This is a genomic window from Aurantiacibacter zhengii, assembly GCF_003584125.1.
GTDB classification, from domain to species: domain Bacteria; phylum Pseudomonadota; class Alphaproteobacteria; order Sphingomonadales; family Sphingomonadaceae; genus Alteraurantiacibacter; species Alteraurantiacibacter zhengii.
In genome coordinates this window covers 1-3,924 of the sequence record NZ_QXFL01000024.1, presented here as the reverse complement: position 1 = coordinate 3,924, position 3,924 = coordinate 1, and the positions used below count along the sequence as shown (strand labels likewise).

Annotated in this window: 5 protein-coding genes; 3 read left to right on the top strand and 2 right to left on the bottom strand. The window is 60.9% G+C overall.

Annotation, left to right across the window (positions count from 1 at the left end):
• The 3 genes from D2V07_RS18305 to D2V07_RS18295 all read left to right on the top strand — a co-directional run.
• The coding region (locus D2V07_RS18305) for a UDP binding domain-containing protein (RefSeq protein WP_147367078.1) at window positions 1-414 on the top strand (414 nt) is incomplete at its 5' end.
• A 205-nt stretch (window positions 415-619) separates the two neighbouring features.
• Window positions 620-2,029, top strand: coding sequence for a sugar transferase (locus D2V07_RS19100; RefSeq protein ID WP_325049053.1), 1,410 nt, complete (start codon window positions 620-622; stop codon window positions 2,027-2,029).
• The gene (locus tag D2V07_RS18295) at window positions 2,007-2,612 is read left to right on the top strand and encodes a tetratricopeptide repeat protein (RefSeq protein ID WP_158586904.1); all 606 of its coding nucleotides are present in this window, start codon (window positions 2,007-2,009) and stop codon (window positions 2,610-2,612) included. The genes D2V07_RS19100 and D2V07_RS18295 overlap by 23 nt, the downstream gene beginning before the upstream one ends.
• Before the next feature lie 27 nt (window positions 2,613-2,639).
• Here D2V07_RS18295 and D2V07_RS18290 read toward each other — a convergent pair whose 3' ends face one another.
• The gene (locus D2V07_RS18290; protein WP_233548498.1) at window positions 2,640-3,224 is read right to left on the bottom strand and encodes an LptA/OstA family protein; all 585 of its coding nucleotides are present in this window, start codon (window positions 3,222-3,224) and stop codon (window positions 2,640-2,642) included.
• Window positions 3,224-3,877: an LPS export ABC transporter periplasmic protein LptC gene (locus tag D2V07_RS18285; protein ID WP_119587768.1), complete on the bottom strand. Its 654-nt coding sequence runs from the start codon at window positions 3,875-3,877 to the stop codon at window positions 3,224-3,226. Before D2V07_RS18285 ends, D2V07_RS18290 begins: the two co-directional genes overlap by 1 nt.
• Window positions 3,878-3,924 lie beyond the last annotated feature (47 nt).

Genomic DNA, 3,924 nt, shown 5'->3' with positions numbered 1-3,924 from the left:
TCGATGGGGCGCAAGGTCATCCACGCGCTGGGCGGGGGCGACCAGCACGGCAAGACGGTGGCGGTGCTGGGCCTGACGTTCAAGGCCAACACCGACGACATGCGCGACAGCCCGGCGATCAGCGTTGTGCAGGCGCTGCAGGATGCAGGCATCAACGTGAAGGCCTACGATCCCGAGGGGATGGAGCAGGCGAGGAAGGTGATCGACAAGGTCACCTACTGCGATGGCCCCTACGAGGCCATGGACGGTGCCGATGCAGCGGTGATCGTGACCGAGTGGGACGCGTTCCGCGCGCTCGACCTCGAGCGGGTGAAAGGCCTCCTCAAGCAACCGGTGCTGGTGGACCTCAGGAACCTCTACACCCGCGAGGACGTCGAACGCCACGGGTTCGCATATACCGCCGTGGGACGGTGAGGCGCATATCGGCCAGATAGCTGTAACGCCCAACACTTGTCGATTGCTGTCGCGATGCGGCAGAAATCGAATAGCCCGAGTTTCTCAGTTGTTCGGGCTGCGCGTATTCGCAACTGCAAAAAAATAGGATGAAAGTTACGTCGCGATGGGCTAAGTAACTATGCCTAGGGAACGCGACGAAACTTTATTTGCGTCAGGGGCAGTCATGGACTTGCTAGAATCGGAGCGTAGCGTCGAGCCGGGAATTCTTCCAACGGAAGCTCCCGACTCACCGCCAGCATCGCGACGTCTGCCAGTGGCACCCCTCAACGGGCTTACCAATTCTCTGGAGCACAAGCGCCTCCAGTATTACCTTCTCATGATGGTAGCTGACATTGCGTTGCTGCTGGCCTCCTATGTCATTGCTACGATAGCGTATCATCAAGGTGTGCCCATCGGCCCTGAGATGAAATCGGGTCTGGCGACCGCCTATCTCATGCTTCCGACGTACCTAACCATCGCGCTTCATAACGGGTCCTATTCGCTCAACTCGCTGACCCAGCCGAACCACTCGATGTTGAAGATGACGACGGCAATGCTGGTTTCGGCGGCGTTGCTGAATTTCTTTGCCTTTTTTGCCAAGGTGAACGCCGAATTCTCGCGTGTGATCTTCACCACCGGCATGTTCGGGGCAATCCTGCTCATGGCGATGTTCCGGATCGCGCTGTCACGATGGATAGTCCGGCAGTGCGGGCCGAATCCGAAGAACCAGCTTGTCATCTATGATGGGGGGCCGCGCTTCACCCTGCCCTATGCTTACCACGTGGATGCCGAGGAGCACGGGCTGAACCCTGACTTCAACGATCCTGCCGCGCTGGACCGCTTGGCAAAATACCTGTGCAACATGGATGAAATCGTCGTGAGCTGTACCATCGACGATCGGCTACGATGGGCGGAATTCCTGAAAGGGTCCGGTAGGCATGGCGAGATCGTGTCGGAGTTCACCCGAGAGATCGGTGCCCTCGGCGTCATTCATCACGATTCGGCCAATGTCAGTTCGTTGCTGGTATCGACCGGGCGCCTGGGCATGCGCTCGCGCGTGCTGAAGCGACTGTTCGACATCTCGACCTCGCTTGCCGCGCTGATCCTGCTTGCCCCGGTGATGCTGGTGGTGGCGCTGGCTATCAAGCTGCACGACGGCGGGCCGGTCTTTTTTCACCAGCGCCGGATGGGCCGGGGAAACCAGTTCTTCGAAATCTACAAGTTTCGCTCGATGGGGGAAGCCGATGCCAACGGCGATCGGTCCGCGTCGAAGGATGACGATCGGATAACGCCCATCGGACGGTTCATCCGCCGGACCAGCATCGACGAGCTTCCGCAGCTCATCAATGTCCTCAAGGGCGACATGAGCCATCGATTATGGACTACCCATTGCGCAATCAGACTATTCTCTGTGTTGCAGCTTTTTTCGTACTCATGCTGGCAGATCGCAAGGACGCACAGTAATGAGGGGAAGGTTCATCGTCCCATTTGTCGCCTTGGTGGTGGGAGCGTTGGTATCGGTTGTGCAACTGGACCAGCAATCGAGGCTGTCCCCCTTCTACGCAGCATTCGTGCCCGATTCGATAAGCGGTAATGCGGCTCGTGAACGCAGCAAACTTGCGTTGCAAATGGCGGATACGGAGGTGGCCGTGGAAGAGGCCCAGACGCAGGTCGGCTTGCGGCCCATGCCTGCCGAATCGCTGACGGTCCTTGCCCTCGCATCCCTTCAGGCAGGCGATGCGGAAACCGCCCGCAAAGGTCTGGAGGCGGCTAGTCAGCGTGGCTGGCGCGAACCCATTTCACAGCTCGCAAGTGCGCAAAGCGCCCTCGAGCAAGGGGCATACCCAGTCGCCTCCCAGCGGATCGTCGCTCTTCTTTCAACCGGCAACCTTCGCGAACCTGCCTTAGGAATGTTAGCCGAGCTAATCACGATCCCTCGAGGCAGGGAAATTATGGCAGCCCGCATAGCCGGCCCCGGACGCTGGCAGGTTAGTACGATAACACAGGCCCAAAAATTCGTGGATCCAAACGACTGGGCGGCAACATTGGCGCTCGCATCACGCAAGGGAGCAACGCTTCCGTGCGCTCCGTTGCAACTTCTGCAAACGCGCACTGAACGAGAAGGTGAGGCAGAATCGGCTGAAGTTCTCACCTTTGTGGTCGAACGGTCCTGCTAAAGTCGAGAGCCACTCTCAACCCGACAGCTAGTCGCCGTCCGGCACCGCGAAAGTTCCCGATACGCGGCCAGGTTGTCCGCTGCCCGACTGTGCGCCTGCACCGTCTACGCTGGAGAGGCCGGAATTGAGATCGATCACCAGGCGGCCGCCGTCCAGCGTATCGCTGCCGCGGCGCAGGGCGACGTTCCCCGACAAGACGATGACCCGCCGGTTGAAATCGTAGACGGCGGCATTGCCGCTGGCGCGCTCATTGCCGCGCGTAACCGTCACACCGCCAGTCGCATCGATGCGCTGGATTCGCAGACTGCCGGCATCGCTATAGGCTACCGTCGTCCGCGCCGCGGTCAGTTGCAGGTCGCCCTGCCGGATCTGGACATCGCCAGACAGGACAACCCGGTTCTGCCGATCCTGCAACTCGATGCGATCGGCAGCATAGTTGACCGGCTGGTTTGAATTGAAACCGGCAATCGTCTGCGCCCCGGCAACCGAACCGAACGACAGCGCCGCGATCCCGCCGGCGATGAGACCGCCAGCCAGGCCGCGCACGACAAGGTGGCGAAGCGCAGGACGCGAGGATGGGGTTTCGGTATTCATGCTGTCAGGCTCCATCATCACATTTCCTCGGGCAGTCGCAAGCGGCCGGGCACCATGCGCAACCTGGCGTTACCGTTGAGGGAGAAAGTACGCTCTTCCATGTCCGCGCGCATGGCATCGGCCGAGAAGGCACCGGCCGGGATCGCGCCGCTTACCTGCCCATCGCCAGTCAGGGTGCGGGAGGGGAGGTCGATCGTCACGTTGCGAGCGATGAAATTGTAACCATCGGCAGCGTCGAACCGGACCGTGCCGGGAATGCGCACCTGCTCATCGTCGATATCATAGACGCCGCGCGGGGCGGTAAGGACAGCCGGACCTTCGGCCAGCGCGAGCCGCGCTGTCATATCCTGCATCTCCACAAGTGGTATGGAATTACTGCGCTGTACCGCCTCGCCGGCGACCAGGCTGAACGGACGCGCCCTGTTGTCCTGACCGCGGTACATCGCGTTGTCGACGCGGAGCCGGTCGTCCGCGATGGCGACCTTGTTGCGGTCGAGCAGGAAGCTGATCTCCCCGCGCGGCGACAGCGGGGTAATCAGCATCATCGCCGCGACCACGCCCACCAGGGCAGGAAGCCCCACGGCCAGCACGCGCACGATCCGATCCAGCGAACCTCCCGGTGTCGCGAACTGCTGGCGCCTGTTGCGCATCCTGTCTGCGGCTCTGGTCATGCCATGCTCTAACGCCCGAGATCATTACTCGTGGCTGAAAATATCCT